Origin of the sequence: Pseudomonas sp. P108 (assembly GCF_032613195.1) — a bacterium.
In the GTDB taxonomy this organism is placed as follows: domain Bacteria; phylum Pseudomonadota; class Gammaproteobacteria; order Pseudomonadales; family Pseudomonadaceae; genus Aquipseudomonas.
In genome coordinates, this window is the sequence record NZ_CP126691.1 from 4,737,077 (window position 1) to 4,749,337 (window position 12,261).

Annotated in this window: 15 protein-coding genes; 7 read left to right on the forward strand and 8 right to left on the reverse strand. The window is 59.0% G+C overall.

Annotation, left to right across the window (positions count from 1 at the left end; genetic code table 11):
• Positions 1-74: 74 nt before the first annotated feature.
• Together QOM10_RS20720 and QOM10_RS20725 are read right to left on the reverse strand one after the other, a co-directional pair.
• Positions 75-1,301: a winged helix-turn-helix domain-containing protein gene (locus QOM10_RS20720; RefSeq protein ID WP_316916872.1), complete on the reverse strand. Its 1,227-nt coding sequence runs from the start codon at positions 1,299-1,301 to the stop codon at positions 75-77.
• An 80-nt stretch (positions 1,302-1,381) separates the two neighbouring features.
• On the reverse strand, positions 1,382-1,603 hold the full coding sequence (locus QOM10_RS20725; protein WP_016985493.1) for a DUF1127 domain-containing protein: 222 nt from the start codon (positions 1,601-1,603) through the stop codon (positions 1,382-1,384).
• Positions 1,604-1,699: 96 nt separating this feature from the next.
• Here QOM10_RS20725 and QOM10_RS20730 point away from each other — a divergent pair, with 96 nt between their 5' ends.
• The gene (locus tag QOM10_RS20730; protein ID WP_007908606.1) at positions 1,700-2,554 is read left to right on the forward strand and encodes a LysR substrate-binding domain-containing protein; all 855 of its coding nucleotides are present in this window, start codon (positions 1,700-1,702) and stop codon (positions 2,552-2,554) included.
• On the opposite strand, the gene QOM10_RS20735 is transcribed toward QOM10_RS20730, so the two are convergent.
• The gene (locus QOM10_RS20735; protein WP_316916873.1) at positions 2,544-3,293 is read right to left on the reverse strand and encodes a sulfite exporter TauE/SafE family protein; all 750 of its coding nucleotides are present in this window, start codon (positions 3,291-3,293) and stop codon (positions 2,544-2,546) included. The two genes, QOM10_RS20730 and QOM10_RS20735, sit on opposite strands and share 11 nt — an antisense overlap.
• 109 nt (positions 3,294-3,402) lie before the next feature.
• Here QOM10_RS20735 and QOM10_RS20740 point away from each other — a divergent pair, with 109 nt between their 5' ends.
• The 4 genes from QOM10_RS20740 (at position 3,403) to QOM10_RS20755 (ending at position 6,679) form a co-directional block, all read left to right on the forward strand.
• Positions 3,403-4,359, forward strand: a complete 957-nt coding sequence (locus QOM10_RS20740; RefSeq protein ID WP_316916874.1) for a LysR family transcriptional regulator — start codon at positions 3,403-3,405, stop codon at positions 4,357-4,359.
• A 73-nt stretch (positions 4,360-4,432) separates the two neighbouring features.
• Positions 4,433-4,888, forward strand: coding sequence for a MarR family winged helix-turn-helix transcriptional regulator (locus QOM10_RS20745; protein WP_127929238.1), 456 nt, complete (start codon positions 4,433-4,435; stop codon positions 4,886-4,888).
• A gap of 326 nt (positions 4,889-5,214) precedes the next feature.
• A complete protein-coding gene (locus tag QOM10_RS20750) occupies positions 5,215-5,634 on the forward strand; it encodes an organic hydroperoxide resistance protein (RefSeq protein ID WP_007908600.1) in 420 nt (139 codons plus the stop codon).
• A gap of 34 nt (positions 5,635-5,668) precedes the next feature.
• Positions 5,669-6,679: an alpha/beta hydrolase gene (locus tag QOM10_RS20755; RefSeq protein WP_316916875.1), complete on the forward strand. Its 1,011-nt coding sequence runs from the start codon at positions 5,669-5,671 to the stop codon at positions 6,677-6,679.
• Between the two features lie 183 nt (positions 6,680-6,862).
• Here QOM10_RS20755 and QOM10_RS20760 read toward each other — a convergent pair whose 3' ends face one another.
• Entirely contained in the window at positions 6,863-7,432 is a 570-nt protein-coding gene (locus QOM10_RS20760; protein WP_007908599.1) for an elongation factor P, read from the reverse strand.
• 48 nt (positions 7,433-7,480) lie between these two features.
• Complete coding sequence (earP, locus tag QOM10_RS20765; protein WP_316916876.1) at positions 7,481-8,623, reverse strand: elongation factor P maturation arginine rhamnosyltransferase EarP; 1,143 nt, start codon at positions 8,621-8,623, stop codon at positions 7,481-7,483.
• Positions 8,624-8,747: 124 nt separating this feature from the next.
• Between earP and QOM10_RS20770 the strand changes: the two genes are divergently transcribed.
• Positions 8,748-9,158: a hypothetical protein gene (locus QOM10_RS20770; RefSeq protein ID WP_016985498.1), complete on the forward strand. Its 411-nt coding sequence runs from the start codon at positions 8,748-8,750 to the stop codon at positions 9,156-9,158.
• A gap of 2 nt (positions 9,159-9,160) precedes the next feature.
• Complete coding sequence (locus QOM10_RS20775; RefSeq protein ID WP_127929241.1) at positions 9,161-9,643, forward strand: GreA/GreB family elongation factor; 483 nt, start codon at positions 9,161-9,163, stop codon at positions 9,641-9,643.
• A 9-nt stretch (positions 9,644-9,652) separates the two neighbouring features.
• Here QOM10_RS20775 and cysB read toward each other — a convergent pair whose 3' ends face one another.
• The 3 genes from cysB to QOM10_RS20790 all read right to left on the reverse strand — a co-directional run bounded on the left by cysB (position 9,653) and on the right by QOM10_RS20790 (position 12,247).
• Complete coding sequence (gene cysB / locus QOM10_RS20780) at positions 9,653-10,627, reverse strand: HTH-type transcriptional regulator CysB (RefSeq protein ID WP_007908591.1); 975 nt, start codon at positions 10,625-10,627, stop codon at positions 9,653-9,655.
• Between the two features lie 113 nt (positions 10,628-10,740).
• The gene (locus QOM10_RS20785) at positions 10,741-11,244 is read right to left on the reverse strand and encodes a universal stress protein (RefSeq protein ID WP_127929242.1); all 504 of its coding nucleotides are present in this window, start codon (positions 11,242-11,244) and stop codon (positions 10,741-10,743) included.
• A 97-nt stretch (positions 11,245-11,341) separates the two neighbouring features.
• Positions 11,342-12,247 (reverse strand): 5'-nucleotidase, encoded by a 906-nt coding sequence (locus QOM10_RS20790; RefSeq protein WP_102900381.1) that lies wholly within the window; start codon positions 12,245-12,247, stop codon positions 11,342-11,344.
• Positions 12,248-12,261: the final 14 nt, after the last annotated feature.

Here is a 12,261-nt window from a genome sequence, read left to right on the forward strand (position 1 = left end):
GGCTCGCTCCCACACTGGATTGGTGTCGTACACACAACCCATGTGGGAGCGAGCCTGCTCGCGAAGAGGCCGGCTCAGACACCACCAAGCTCCGCCAATGCCACCCGCAACCGCGCCGCACTCTCGCGCTGACAATTCAATTGCACCCGCGCAAGCCCCAGCCAATCCGCCATCTGCCGCAAGTTCAGCGCCAGCGCCAACATCCCTTCCTCATCCAGTCCCTTTTCCTCTTCGTGCACCGCATGCACCGCCAACTGCCCCGCCGCCCGTTCGGCACGCAGATCAACCCGCGCTGCAATCCGCTCGTTGTGCAAGAACGGCAGCACGTAATAGCCGAAAACCCGCTTGTTCTGCGGCGTATAAATTTCCAGCCGATAGCGAAAATCGAACAAACGCTCAGTGCGGCTGCGTTCCCAGATCAACGAATCAAACGGCGACAACAACGCACTGGCCACGACCTTGCGCGGGACTTTCGGCTCCGGCAGGCAATAAGCGATCTGTCGCCAACCAGCGACTTCGCACATCTGCAATTGCCCCGCCTCGACCAGCTCAGCCAGTCGCGGCCGTGCATCCGCCGGATTCAGACGGAAGTAATCTCGCAGGTCTTTTTCTGTACCGACGCCCAACGCCTGTAACGCATGCAGCAACAGCCCGCGCTGCGCTTCGGCTTCATCAGGCAACGCTTGTTGCAGAATCGATGAAGGAATTACCCGCTCCGGCAAATCATACAAGCGCTCAAATCCACGCCGCCCCGCTACCGTCACTTCGCCCGCCGCAAACAACCATTCCAGCGCATGCTTTTCCGCGCTCCAGTCCCACCATGGCCCGGCCTTGTCTTCGCGAGTCGACAAGCTGCCGGCGCCCAACGCGCCCTGCTCTTCGACCGAGTTCAACACCCGGCGAACAACGTCCTGCTGCTCACGACCGAATTTCGCCAGTTGCTGATAGATATCCTCGCCGCGCCTGGCTCGCTGCATCCGCCACGCCATCAGCGGATACATCGACAGCGGCAGCAACGACGCTTCATGGCCCCAATATTCGAACAATGTGCGCCGACGCCCCGAACTCCAGGCAGCCTGGTCGAGCAAATCAGAAGAATAGGAACCCAGACGGGAAAACAGCGGCAGGTAGTGCGAGCGCACCACGGCGTTGACGGAATCGATTTGCAGCAATCCCAGTCGTTCGATCAGCCGGTTGAGGTGTGGCGCCTTGACAGTCGGCGGCTGGCGCCCGTTGAAGCCTTGGGCTGCCAGCGCCAGTCGTCGCGCCTGTTTGAGGGAAAAGGATACTGTTGCGGGCATGAGCATCTCCTTGTCTGCTCGCAACCTACCTCACTGGAAGTTGGTTTGTGTAGCGCTCTGCTCATCATTTATGCAGGGGGTCATTTATGCATCGGGTCATCCCAGAACGGCCGCACGGCTTCGTGTTCAACGTCGGCACGACTGACGCCGATGTCCTTCAACGCTTCGTCGCTCAGACTGGCGAGCAATTCGCGTTCACGGTGCAGTTCGTACCAGCGGCTAAACTTGTGCAGCAGGTCGGAAACGATATGGCCGTGGCCGGAAAATTTTGCTTCGTCTACATACTCTCTTTGACCTTTCATCGTGTTGCCTCCTTTGTGGATGGCTCAAGTCTCGCGCCGGCGCTAAGATCAATCCAACGAATGTTTCTGATGGCATGCATCACGGAGATTCATCAATTGTCGGCCTACCCCAGTATCGATACCGATGTACTGCGCACCTTTGTCGCCATCGCTGATCAGGGCGGTTTTACCCGTGCCGGCGAAATGGTCAACCGCACGCAATCGGCGGTGAGCATGCAGATGAAGCGTCTGGAAGAAGACGTATTGCAGCGGCAGTTGTTCGAGCGCGACGGACGCCAGGTGCGCCTGACCGCAGAGGGCCAGGTGCTGCTCGGTTACGCGCGGCGCATCCTCAAGTTGCACAGCGAAGTGTTCAACACCTTGCGCGAGCCGCACATGGTCGGCACGGTGCGCATCGGTACGCCGGACGATTATGTGATGCGGTTCCTGCCGGGGATTCTCTCGCGGTTCGCGCAGTTCTATCCGCTGATCCAGATCGAAGTGCATTGCGAGTCGACCAAACAACTGCTGCAGCGTACCGATCTGGATCTGTCGATCGTCACCCGCGAGCCGGGCAACGAGATCGGCCAACTGCTGCGCAAGGAGCGTTTTGTCTGGGCCGAGGCGCAGAATTTCAGTGCCCACGAACAAACCCCGCTGCCGCTGGCGATGTTCAACAGTGATTGTTTCTGCCGCTTGTGGGCGTGCAATGCGCTGGATGCGATGGGCCGCGAATACCGCATCGCCTACAACAGCACCAGCCTCTCGGCGTTGATGGCCGTGGTCAGCGCGGGTCTGGCGATCACCGCGCAACTGGAAAGCCTGATCACCCCGGACATGCGCATTCTCGGTGCCGCCGAAGATCTGCCATTGCTGCCCGAAGCCAGCATCATGCTGATCCGCAACCTGAACAATCCGTCACCGATCACCGAGTGCCTGGCCGAGCACATCGTCGAAGGCTTCAAACTTTAAACGCGAGCATCACCGCACACAGCACCAGGAAAGCGCAGAACAGCCCGCGCAGGAGTTTTTCCGGCATGGCGTGGGCGACTTTCACTCCCCAACTGATGCTGGCCAGACCACCGATGGCCAGCGGCAGGCCGATCATCCAGTCCACTTCGTGGTGTACCGCGTAGGTGACCAGAGTCACTCCGGTGCTTGGCAAGGCCAGCGCCAGCGACAAGCCTTGAGCAACCACTTGCGTGGTGCCGAACAGGCTGGTCAGCACCGGCGTTGCCACCACCGCTCCGCCCACTCCGAACAATCCGCCCATGGTCCCGGACGCCGCGCCAAGCACGCCAAGCCACGGCCAGGAATAGCGCATTTCGGATGTCACAGCGGGTTGCTTGCCGAACATCTTCAACAGGTTGTAGATCGAGAGCACCACCAGGAACGCGACAAAGCCGATGCGCATGGTTTGCGCATCAATGCCCACCGCCCAGATCGAACCGATCCAGGCAAAGCAGAAACCCATCACCGCCAAGGGCAGCGCATGCCGCAGTTCGATGCGATTGCGCTGGTGATAACGCCACAGCGCCAGCATCACGTTCGGCACCACCATGACCAGCGCCGTGCCTTGGGCGATCTGTTGATCAAGGCCAAACCACACGCCGAGCAACGGAATGGCAATCAAACCGCCGCCGATGCCGAAGATACCGCCAAGTGTGCCAAGCGCGGCGCCGAACAACAGGTACAACAAAAACTCCATCACAGCCGAATTCCTCTCACGTCAGGCGATTCATCCTACGCAGTCGCGGCTGGCGGGGAAACGCACAGCAACGCACAATGGCTATGCTGATTTCGCACAGGCGTTGCCAACCATGAACCCCAATCAATTGACCGATCAACTCGGGCTGTTTCTCGATGTACTGGAGAGCGGCAGTTTTTCTGCCGCTTCGCGCCGTCATCCGCTGACACCCTCGGCCGTCGCCCGACGAATCGACAGCCTGGAAAGCGCGGTCGGCAGCCAGCTGTTTGTCCGCAGCACTCACGCAGTGCGCGCAACGCCGGCAGGTCTGGCGTTTGCCGAACGCGCGCGACGGATTGTTGCCGAGTTGCAACTGGCCCGCGCAGAAGCGGTGTCCTTGAGCAGTGCGCCCGAGGGCTTGATCCGCATCGATGCCCCCGCCGCTTTCGGGCGACGGCACCTGGCACCGGTGATCGCTGACTTTCTCGTTCTGTATCCGGGGCTGGATGTGCAGTTGCATCTGATCGACAGTTTCGTCGACATGGGCGGCTCGAACCTGGGCAAAGTCGATCTGGTGCTGCGCGCTGGACAAATGGCTGATACCCGATTGGTGGCCACACCCTTGGCGAGCATGGTGCGTATTGCCTGCGCCAGTCCTGATTACCTCAAACGCCGTGGTGTGCCCGGCAGTCCGGCGCAACTGAGCGAGCATGACGGCCTCGACTGGGACGGCCTCGCTCCGCCCTTCGCCTGGCGCTTCGAGCAGGACGGCCAGATGCAATTGCACCGCCCGGCGCGCATCCGCATGAGCGCCAACAATGCTGAAGCCTTGGTCTGCGGCGCCTTGGCTGGCTTGGGCATCGCGCATCTGCCGACATGGCTGGCCAGCGAATACCTGTTGCGCGGCGAATTGCTGCCGTTGTTCTGCGAAAACCGCCTGCCAAGCCCGGAATCCACCGGTATTTACGCGCTGCGTATGGAGCAACAAACCAACTCGCGCAGCCGCTTGTTGCTCGAATATCTCAAAACCCGCTTCAGTCCGGTGCCGCCATGGGATCTGGCGTTACAGCGAGATCTGGGACGGCACTAGCGCCGGAAAATTATCTGGCGCATTAAAGATTCGAGCGCTAGATTCATGACCATTACCGAACAAGGCTTTTGAAATGACTTCCGAACGCGACACCTGCGACGACCTGCTGCTGGACAACCAGGCCTGCTTCGCTCTGCATTCCACTTCGCTGATGATGACCAAGGTCTACAAGCCGCTGCTGCAAGCCTTGAACCTGACCTATCCGCAGTACCTGGCGATGATGGTGTTGTGGGAGAAGGATGGTTTGACCGTCGGAGAAATCAGCTCGCGGTTGCTGACCGATCCCGGATCGCTGACTCCGCTGCTCAAACGCCTGGAAGGCGAAGGCTTGCTCAGCCGTACGCGCAGTCGTGAGGATGAGCGGGTGGTGATGGTTGAACTGACCGAACAAGGCCGTGCGCTGCGCGACAAGGCACAGACCATTCCGCAATGCATTCTCGGCGCCAGCGGCTTCTCTCTGGAACGCCTGCAGAAGCTGCAATCAGAGTTGCAGGCGCTACGCGGTCACTTGCAGGAAAGCCTGATCTGACCTCCACACAGTCCCTATGGGAGCGAGCCTGCTCGCGAATGCGTAGTGTCAGTCGATATGAATGGTGACTGATACACCGCATTCGCGAGCAGGCTCGCTCCCACATTGATTTCATCGACAGCAAAATATTTTCACCACCTGATCTACCGCGCAATCCGCTCTAACTCAAGCCTTACAGCCACCCTCTCATACCCGCCCCTTCGTGGAAGTGCAGTTTTTTAAAAAATTTATCTTGCGCACTAAATATTCGCGCGATACATTCATCTCGCACTTACTTAGCGCGCAAATAATTAGCGCGCACAACCACACCCAATGAGGCTCACACCATGCAAACTCTCTACACCGCAATCGCAACCTCCACTGGCGGCCGTGATGGTCGTGCGATCTCCAGCGACAACATCCTCGACGTCAAACTCGCCACCCCGAAAGAACTCGGCGGTGCCGGCGGCGCGGCGACCAACCCTGAGCAACTGTTCGCGGCCGGCTACTCGGCCTGCTTCATCGGCGCACTGAAATTCGTCGCCAGCCAGACCAAACGCAAAATCCCCGACGATGCCTCGATCACCGCCCACGTCGGTATCGGCCAGATCCCCGGTGGCTTCGGTCTGGACATCGACCTGCACATCAGCCTGCCTGGCCTGGAACAAGCCGACGCACAAGCGCTGGTCGACGCTGCTCACCAAGTCTGCCCGTACTCCAACGCCACCCGCGGCAACGTCGATGTGCGTCTGCACGTCACCGTTTAACTGCTGATACCTCAGGCCCGAACAGGAAATGAACATGCACACTTTCAGCAAAGTCTTGACCGGTACCCTTCTCGCCCTGTCCATCCACAGTGCATTTGCCGGTGATGTCGAACACAACACTCAGGCATTTCTCGATGTGCTGAATGCCGGTACCGGCAAACCGATGGAACAGCTGACACCCAAAGATGCCCGCGCCGTGCTGGTCGGCGCGCAGTCCGGAGTCAAGCTGACGCTGCCCAAAGCGGACGTCAGCGAGAAAACCATCCAGGTCGATGGCCAACCGTTGAGCCTGACCATCGTCCGGCCTGCCGGGGTCAAGGGCGAGCTGCCAGTGTTCATGTTCTTCCACGGTGGTGGCTGGGTGCTGGGCGATTTCCCGACGCACGAGCGGCTGGTGCGGGATCTGGTGGTCGGTTCGGGAGCGGCGGCGGTGTTCGTCAATTACACGCCTTCACCGGAAGCGCATTACCCGGTGGCGATCAACCAGGCCTACGCGGCAACGAAGTGGGTTGCCGAGCACGGTAAAGAGATCAATGTCGATGGCAAGCGTCTGGCCGTCGCTGGCAATAGTGTCGGCGGCAACATGGCGGCTGTGGTTGCACTGATGGCCAAAGACAAAGGCACGCCGGCGATCAAATTCCAGGTGCTGCTGTGGCCAGTGACGGACGCCAATTTCGATACCGGCTCCTACAATCAGTACGCCGAAGGGCACTTCCTCACGCGCAACATGATGAAGTGGTTCTGGGACAACTACACCACCGACGCCAAGCAGCGAAACGAGATTTACGCGTCGCCGCTGCGGGCCACCACTGCACAACTGAAGGGCCTGCCGCCAGCACTGGTGCAGACCGCCGGCGCCGATGTGTTGCGTGATGAAGGTGAAGCGTATGCGCGCAAACTCGATGAGGCCGGTGTGGCGGTGACGTCGGTGCGTTACAACGGCATGATCCACGATTACGGTTTGCTTAACGTGGTCAGTCAGGTGCCGGCAGTGCGTTCGGCGATGTTGCAGGCATCTGAAGAACTCAAGCAACACTTGAAGTAATCACAATCCCATTGTGGGAGTAAGCCTGCTCGCGAAAGCGGTGTGTCATCCGGTGATGTGCTGGCTGACAGAATGCTTTCGCGAGCAGGCTCGCTCCCACAGGGGATTGTGTGAAGCTCAAATCGCAGGCACAAAAAAGCCCGACTCAATGGTCGGGCTTTTTCTTTCCGCAAAAACCGATGCTTATTTAGCACGGCCTTTGTAGGAACCGCCTTCGCGGGTGTCGATTTCGATCTTGTCACCGATTTCGATGAAGTCGGCAACCTGCAGCTCGGTACCGTTAGCCAGTTTGGCTGGCTTCATGACTTTGCCGGAAGTGTCGCCGCGAGCCGAACCTTCGGTGTAGTCAACTACGCGCACGATGGTGGTCGGCAGCTCTACGGAAACCAGACGCTCTTCGAAGAAGATCGCTTCGCAAACATCGGTCATGCCTTCTTCAACGAAAGGCAGAACAGCTTCGATGTCTTCAGCGTTCAGCTCGTACATGGTGTAGTCAGTGGTGTCCATGAACGTGTAGGTGTCGCCGCTGATGAAGGACAGGGTCGCTTCTTTGCGGTCGAGGATTACGTCGTCCAGTTTGTCGTCAGCGCTGTAAACGATCTCGGTCTTGTAACCGGTCAGCAGGTTTTTCAGCTTGGTCTTCATGATCGCGCTGTTACGGCCCGACTTGGTGAATTCAGCTTTCTGAACCAGCCAAGGATCGTTCTCGAGACGGATCACGGTACCGGGTTTCAGTTCTTTACCAGTTTTCATTGCGAATATCCGAATTTGGATGGGATTTACAAAAATCTAGGCCGCGTATCATATCCAATTTAGGTAAAACTGTACCAGCGCTGCGGCAAGATCGGCCTGCAAGCCTTGTTCCAGACACCACGCTTCGGCATTTTCCTGCAGTTCTGGCCAATGATTACGGACTGCGAGCCAGTGTTCGCCGATGGGCTGACCGGCACTCCAGGCTCGCCACAGACCGTTCATCGCCTCGGCAGCGGCCGGTGACAGGCCTTTAGTGTAGAGCGCAAGGAAGGCGTCGAGCTTGTCCAGATGGATGTCTTCGTCCTGCTGATAGATGTGCCACAGCATCGGCCGCGCCGCCCACTGCGCGCGGACGAACGAGTCTTCACCGCGCACGGCATTGAAATCGCAGCACCAGAGCAAATGGTCATACTGATCCTGACGGACGAACGGCAATACCTGCACGGTCAGCGACTGACGCACATTAATCTCGCCCACCGTCAGGGTTTCCACTCCAAGCCAACGCGCTACGTCGCCAAGAATCCGCCCTTCCGGCACCAGAAGATGGGTCGGTGCAGCATCGGCCGCCAGCACATCAAGCCAACTCGCCAGCCCGGCATTCTCATAGGCAAACAGCGAAATCAGCTGCGCATCCGGTGCGCGATCGACCCCCAGACCTTGCAGAAACTGGCGCTGAGCCTCGGTATCCTGCTGAAACAGTCGACGCTGCTCAAGCAATCCTCGTTCACGAAGCAGCCCGCCAGTGCCCGCCTGAAAGCCCGGAAAAAAGAAGAACTTCTGCACGGTTTTGTATTTGACCGACGGCAACCCGTGGCAACCGATCACCCAGTCTTCGGCGCTGAGATAGTCGAGGTTCATCCACAGCGGCGGCTGTTCGCGCACGGCCATCGCCTCCATATAGTCAGTAGGCAACTGACAGGCAAACGCGGCAATCACCACATCGGCGGCGTCGGTGTGCGACCACTCGGCCGGCCAGTGGCGCACTTCGACACCCTGCCGGGATTGCTGTGCCGCGTTGATATCGATCTCGGGGCAAATGCGCTCGAAGGCGCGCAGATCATCGACCCACAGGCGCACCGCCAGACCGTGCTCGGCCGCCAGTTGCCGGGCCAGACGCCAGGTCACACCGATATCACCAAAGTTGTCGACGACGGTGCAGAAAATATCCCAGCGGGTTTTCAATTGCGGCATTCAAGACTCCCGTTGGCAAAAGCGCCGATTGTCCGCATAAATGACCTCGCGCAGAAGAGCCGACGGCGATTAATCTTCGTGCGACAATCGCCACTTGCCCGCAATCATCCGCCAGGAGGCAGCCATGCCCTATCGCCCCAACCCACGCCGGCCCTTGCCTGTACAGCTTAGCGCGCTGCATCTGACCGGCAGCATTGCCCTGGGCATGTGGCTGGGTTTTCTCGCTATTGCGCTGACGTGCTGGCTGCTTTCGCATTTTCTGTTCAAGGAACAGTTGGCACCGGTTGCCCAGGCGGTGCAACAACTGGCCAATCCGCCGGCGGCTGTTCAGGTCCAGCCGGATATTCCGCCGCAAAGCCCATTGTTCCAGCAGTACGAAGAAAACCTGCGCAAGAACGAGCAGCAGGCACGGCTGGATCAGGCGCGCGGCAGCACGCGTAATCTGTCGAATCCAAAATGCCAGTTCTGGCTGCAGCAGGATCAAACCGCTCCGAGCGAAAAGAGCCGCGCCAACGTTTTGCAATTCTGCGATTGATCATGAACAAGCACATCGTCCACCAATTGATTCTCGACAAACTGCGCATCGATCTCGACATCGCCGAACGCGCCGCGCAAACCGCTTACGAAACGGCGACCCACGAAGAAAACATCGCCGAAAACAAATACGACACGCTGGGACTTGAGGCGTCGTATCTGGCGGCGGGTCAGGCGAAAAGGGTCGAAGAAATCCGTCAGTCACTGGCGCTGTGCCAGAACCTGACCTTGCGGGCCTATGACGAAAATCGTGGTATCGAAGTCGGCGCCCTGCTCGGCCTGGAGGACGAAAAGGGTCGCGAGCAATGGCTGTTTCTGGCGCCGGATGCGGCAGGCCTGAAAGTCGATGTGGTCGGTCAGCCGATTACCGTCATCACACCGCGCTCGCCGCTGGGCAAAAGTCTGCTGGGCAAGCTCGAAGGTGATGAGGTGGAGATCCTGGTCGCAGGCACCCGGCAACAGTTCGCTGTCACCGAGGTGCTCTGAAACAACTGATCAGTGAACCGGCAGTTCGACGCCGTCGAACAGTTCTTCCAGTTCCTGCTTGTTATGGCATTGAATGGCTTTGGCCATCACTTCGCGGGTCAGGTGCGGGGCAAACTTCTCGATGAAGTCGCACATGAAACCACGCAGGAAAGTGCCGCGACGGAAACCGATCTTGGTAATGCTCGATTCGAACAGTTCGCTGGCATCCAGCACCACCAGATCGTTGTCGAGTTTGGTGTCGACCGCCATTTTAGCGACGATGCCCACGCCCAGGCCCAGACGCACATAGGTTTTGATCACGTCGGCGTCGGCGGCGGTGAACACCACTTTCGGCGTCAGGCCGCGATGGCTGAAAGCTTCGTCGAGTTTCGAACGGCCTGTGAAACCGAACACGTAAGTCACGATCGGGTATTCGGCCAGAGCTTCAAGGGTCAGCTTCGGCAGCTTGGTCAGCGGGTGGCCCTGCGGCACGACTACGCAACGATTCCAGCGGTAGCACGGCATCATCACCAGATCGCCAAACAGCTCCAGCGCTTCGGTAGCGATGGCGAAATCGACGGTGCCGTCAGCGGCCATTTCGGCGATCTGCATCGGCGAACCCTGGTGCATGTGCAGCGCTACGTCCGGGTATTGCTTGATGAAATTGCTGATCACCGGCGGCAGCGCATAACGTGCCTGAGTGTGGGTGGTGGCGATCGACAGGGTGCCTTTTTTCTCGTTGGAGAATTCCTGGGCGATCTGCTTGATACTCTCGACCTTACGCAGAATCTCACCGGCAGTGGTGATGATGCGCTCGCCGGCCGGGGTCACGCGGGTCAGGTGCTTGCCGCTGCGGGCAAACACTTCGACGCCGAGTTCGTCTTCCAGCAGGCGGATTTGTTTACTGATGCCCGGTTGCGAGGTGTAAAGGCTTTGGGCTGTAGCGGAAACGTTGAGGTCGTGGTGCGCCACTTCCCAGATGTAGCGCAATTGTTGAAGCTTCATATGAATCCCTCAAAGCAGGTAGACGCCACGGGCATCAGCGACGGTATATAACTATATTAATGGTTTGAATAATAAATCTAGAACTTTTTTATCAAAGCGCCATTATTCCTGCTTCAGCGATCCCCCCGCCGCCGGCGCTCCACCAACGGCACGAGATAAACCGGCACCTTGGCCAATTGCAGAACTCGCGCCGCCGTGCGCCCTAACGGCGTTTCCGCGCCCACCCCGTGGCTGTGACTGCCGACGATCAGCAAGTCGACCGAGAGTTTCTGCACCTGGTCGAGAATCACCTGCGACGGATCACCCTGCAGCACGCGCACGGCGCGAATGCGCTGCAGATCCTGCTCGCCTTCATCCCCCAGTTCTTCGCGAAAGCTTTCCAGCACCCGCTGCTCGATATTGGCAATGACAGTTTTCAGACCCTGGCTGTGAAATTCGTTCAATGCCTGTTCGTCGAGGTAACTCTGCAACACCGATTCGGCAAACAGCCCCATCGGCTCCACCGCGTGCACCACGTACAAATCGGCATTGAATGTTCGCGCCAACGCCAGGGCATGCTGCATCACTAACGGTGCGTACAGACCGAGGTCAGTGGCATACAGCATCGAACGAATCATATGACCTCCTCGCAAGCCAACATGGCGGAGATTTGATTCAGCTTAGCAGTGCCTTGGCGAGTACGACGTGCGGCGCAACGTCTTGAACCACAGGGCTTTAGACCGACGGTTCGTTGCTGATGCCATGCGGCACGTGGCCGGTGGCAACCACTTCGCGGGCGAGTTCGCAGTGGCCGGCCTGATCGTCGAAAAACACGTCGGCAGCGAAGGCTTCAAGGAACGCCGATTTGGTCAGGCCGCCGAGGAACAGGGATTCGTCGAGGCGAATATCCCACTCACGCAAAGTGCGGATCACCCGCTCATGGGCCGGCGCCGAACGCGCGGTGACCAGCGCTGTGCGGATCGGGCAATCGTCATCGGGAAACTCGCGCTGCAACAGATTGAGCGCTGCCAGAAAGCCTTTGAACGGCCCACCGCGCAATGGCTCGCGGGCCGACTCACGCTCCTTGGCCTGGAACGCTTCCAGCCCGCCGGACTGATAAACGCGCTCCGACTCATCGGAAAAAATCACCGCGTCACCGTCGAAGGCGATGCGCAATTCGTCGCTGGCCGCGCGACTGGCGCCACCGGACAGAATCGTTGCTGCGGCGAAACCGGCGTCCAGTGCCGCGCGCACGTCTTCGGCATGCGTCGACAGAAACAGGTCGCAACCAAAGGCTTTCAGGTACGGATACGGACTGCGCCCGCCGACAAACGCTGCGCGGGAAATCGCCAGACCGTAATGGTGAATCGAGTTGAACACACGCAAACCAGTGTCGGCGCTGTTGCGCGAGACCAGAATCACCTCGACCCGCGCCCGCCCGAGGCGACTGTTGAGTGCCAGGAGTTTTTCCACCAACGGGAAGGCATCGCCGGGCGCAAGAATTTCGTCTTCGTGTTCGATCTGGTATTGCCGGTAGGCTTCTACGCCGCTCGACAGGTAGACCTTGTGGCTCTCGCTCAGGTCGAACAGGGCGCGCGACGAAATCGCCAGCACCAGTTTGTCATCGATGTTTTTGGCCATGCTTTCCCCCAAAG

What these genes read in the sequence shown, in the direction of transcription:
- QOM10_RS20720 (WP_316916872.1), bottom strand. Translation starts at nt 1,301, where the DNA reads ATGCCCGCAACAGTATCCTTTTCCCTCAAACAGGCGCGACGACTGGCG.
- QOM10_RS20725 (WP_016985493.1), bottom strand. Translation starts at nt 1,603, where the DNA reads ATGAAAGGTCAAAGAGAGTATGTAGACGAAGCAAAATTTTCCGGCCAC.
- QOM10_RS20740 (WP_316916874.1), top strand. Translation starts at nt 3,403, where the DNA reads ATGAACCCCAATCAATTGACCGATCAACTCGGGCTGTTTCTCGATGTA.
- QOM10_RS20745 (WP_127929238.1), top strand. Translation starts at nt 4,433, where the DNA reads ATGACTTCCGAACGCGACACCTGCGACGACCTGCTGCTGGACAACCAG.
- QOM10_RS20750 (WP_007908600.1), top strand. Translation starts at nt 5,215, where the DNA reads ATGCAAACTCTCTACACCGCAATCGCAACCTCCACTGGCGGCCGTGAT.
- QOM10_RS20755 (WP_316916875.1), top strand. Translation starts at nt 5,669, where the DNA reads ATGCACACTTTCAGCAAAGTCTTGACCGGTACCCTTCTCGCCCTGTCC.
- QOM10_RS20760 (WP_007908599.1), bottom strand. Translation starts at nt 7,432, where the DNA reads ATGAAAACTGGTAAAGAACTGAAACCCGGTACCGTGATCCGTCTCGAG.
- earP (WP_316916876.1), bottom strand. Translation starts at nt 8,623, where the DNA reads ATGCCGCAATTGAAAACCCGCTGGGATATTTTCTGCACCGTCGTCGAC.
- QOM10_RS20770 (WP_016985498.1), top strand. Translation starts at nt 8,748, where the DNA reads ATGCCCTATCGCCCCAACCCACGCCGGCCCTTGCCTGTACAGCTTAGC.
- QOM10_RS20775 (WP_127929241.1), top strand. Translation starts at nt 9,161, where the DNA reads ATGAACAAGCACATCGTCCACCAATTGATTCTCGACAAACTGCGCATC.
- cysB (WP_007908591.1), bottom strand. Translation starts at nt 10,627, where the DNA reads ATGAAGCTTCAACAATTGCGCTACATCTGGGAAGTGGCGCACCACGAC.
- QOM10_RS20785 (WP_127929242.1), bottom strand. Translation starts at nt 11,244, where the DNA reads ATGATTCGTTCGATGCTGTATGCCACTGACCTCGGTCTGTACGCACCG.
- QOM10_RS20790 (WP_102900381.1), bottom strand. Translation starts at nt 12,247, where the DNA reads ATGGCCAAAAACATCGATGACAAACTGGTGCTGGCGATTTCGTCGCGC.